Origin of the sequence: Aureimonas ureilytica, assembly GCF_001475935.1 — a bacterium.
Taxonomy (GTDB): Bacteria; Pseudomonadota; Alphaproteobacteria; order Rhizobiales; family Rhizobiaceae; genus Aureimonas; species Aureimonas ureilytica_A.
In genome coordinates, this window is record NZ_LDQA01000134.1 from 1 (window position 1) to 2,250 (window position 2,250).

The window sequence follows — 2,250 nt, forward strand, 5'->3', positions numbered from 1 at the left end:
AAGGGCGGGCCTCCCCCTCGGCCGACCTCGTGGTCAGGTCGAGGGGGAGGCCCGCCCTTCGGCCTCGGCCGCGCGCTCCTGCCGCTGGACCTCGCCGTCGTGGCAAGGCTTGCACAGCGGCTCGAACGGGCCGGAGAAGAACTTGGCGGGATCGCCATGGTGGCGCTCGACATGGTTGACCACCGTCGCCGCCGTGATCAGCCCTTCGGCCTGACAGCGACGGCAAAGCGGCTCGGAGCCAAGCACCTGCGCGCGGATCGCCTGCCATTCGGGCGTCTTGTAGAGCGCCCGCCACGGGTGCGACTGGCGGCGCTTGCGATCGTACTCGCGGCGCAGCTCGGCACGGGCGGGCAGGTGCTTGGGTCGGAACGATGGTGGCCGTGTCGCCATGTCATCCCTCCACAAACACGAAACCCCGGCAGCGTGACCGCTCCGGGGTGTCTGACTTCTTCGCACTATCAGTCGTATGTCAAATTCCAGGCGCACGTCAAGCGGCTGTATCGGCTTTCTGGCGCGCCTTTGTGGAAAGACCTGAAATCAGGATGCGAGGCGCGCCTTGCTCTTCCTCGCCCATCCACGGCCACAAGGGCGGCATCGTATCCAGCAAGCGCCAGTCCGTCAGCCGATGCCGCACCTGATCGGCCACCATCCGAAGCGCCAGAGCCCAAGCCTGATACTCGATCCGCTCACCGACCAGCACCAACGGATGCGGGTGCAGGGTGAAGCGATGATAGGCACCCGGATAGGGCTTGCGCGTCTTGGGGTTCCGCCCATCGACCTCCCGAGGCCGCGCCGGCATCCCTGGCCCGGCTGCCTCGTTGATCATCCGAAACCACCGCGCCTTGCCATTCGGCCCGATCATCGGCCGCCGCTGGATCGGCCCATGGTCCCGCCATGTCGGCTCCCCGCCTGCCCAAACACGGCGCACCACCAGCGCCATGAGCCGGCTTCCCCGCGCGCAGGCAATGTCCCATCCCGCCTGATGCGCCTCGGCTCGCTCGGCCTCCGTCAGGCCGATGCAGTCGCCCAGCGCGTCGAACCCCTCCGGCATGGTCAGTTCGGCCGAGGCCAGAGCCCGCACCGCCTCATCCACGACCAGCGCATCAGGATGCGCCGGCTCTGGCAACCGATCGATGGGCGCGGCCCCGGACGTGTCCACCCGTACCCCTAGGATCGCCAAGCGCTCGATAGACGCCCAGGCCGAGGGAGCCGACACGAAATCCCCATCCCCCGCCCTCAGGAACCGCGCCTGTTTCGGCATCTCTTCGACCAAGGCCCAGGCGAGAAGCGCCCTGATGTCTATCGCAATCTTCGCCACGCAACGCCCCACTCGAACCCGATACACCCCTCGCCGCCCTGCCGGGCGACCCGCCAGCCCGAAGCGCCCTATCCGCCCCGCGCCGCCGCCATGGCGTCCTCGAACAGCCCGAGCTGCGCAGGCCCGCCAGTCGGGAACCACACCACCGGCAGCGAACCCGGATCGGGTATCCACGGCCAGCCCCGCCGCTCATGGAGCGCCCGCCATGCCTCGAACATGGCCGAGCCCACCGGAACGGGTTCCATCATCCCGTCGAGAGCCGCCAGCTCGGCCGAGATCGAAATCGGCTGGCGCGCCTCGGCCCGCTCGTGCATGGCGTTCACGTCAGGCCAGCCACGGGTTTTCAGCTTGTCGGCCAGCAGCTCTTCGCGGGACCATTCGCCCTTGTCGATCAGCGCCTGTTCGATGCGCGTCAGCGTCGGGGCTGGCCCCTTCGGACCCCTCAAGAGCCAGACCATCCGCGCCGCGCTCCAGTCCGGCCCGAAAGGCTTCGCTGACACGACCTGCGGAGCGGCGGCCTCTTCGGGCTCGGCCACGTCCTGCCAGAGGCGGTTCTTGAAATAGCTTTCCGGCCCCGGCGTGTGGCTCTTGCGCTGCGACTTGAGCAGCGCCAGCCAGCCCGCATGTTTGCGCTCGGCCTCGGCCCGCTCGGCCGGGGTCAGGTCGAGAAAGGCGCGCTCGGCCCGATCCTTCGGCATCCCGCCGAAGCCCGGCCAATTCTTGGTCAGGCGTCGGAACGCTTGGGCGACGGCCTTCGCATCCTCCCCGGCCTCGGCGTCGGACGGGTTTCCGTCTGCCCGTTCGCTTGCGCGCGCCTCTCTCAAAGGTTCAGTTACAGGTTCCCTTACGGGTTCATCCTTATAGTCCGGCAAAATTTGCCGGTCATCGCGTCGAAATTTGCCGGTCGAACTGTCGAAATTTGCCGGTCGAAC

General features: G+C 68.0%; 3 protein-coding genes. All 3 read right to left on the reverse strand.

Translation table 11 applies throughout. From position 1 onward, the window contains the following. Positions 1–33 precede the first annotated feature (33 nt). The 3 genes from NS365_RS23035 to NS365_RS23045 all read right to left on the reverse strand — a co-directional run bounded on the left by NS365_RS23035 (position 34) and on the right by NS365_RS23045 (position 2,142). On the reverse strand, positions 34–390 hold the full coding sequence (locus NS365_RS23035; protein ID WP_058602612.1) for a hypothetical protein: 357 nt from the start codon (positions 388–390) through the stop codon (positions 34–36). Positions 391–487: 97 nt separating this feature from the next. After that, positions 488–1,318, reverse strand: a complete 831-nt coding sequence (locus NS365_RS23040; protein WP_058602613.1) for a hypothetical protein — start codon at positions 1,316–1,318, stop codon at positions 488–490. Between the two features lie 68 nt (positions 1,319–1,386). Beyond that, a complete protein-coding gene (locus tag NS365_RS23045) occupies positions 1,387–2,142 on the reverse strand; it encodes a hypothetical protein (protein WP_058602614.1) in 756 nt (251 codons plus the stop codon). Between the last annotated feature and the right edge of the window lie 108 nt (positions 2,143–2,250).

Excerpts from the sequence above, each read along its gene's own strand:
- NS365_RS23035 (WP_058602612.1), bottom strand. The coding sequence starts at position 390 with ATGGCGACACGGCCACCATCGTTCCGACCCAAGCACCTGCCCGCCCGT.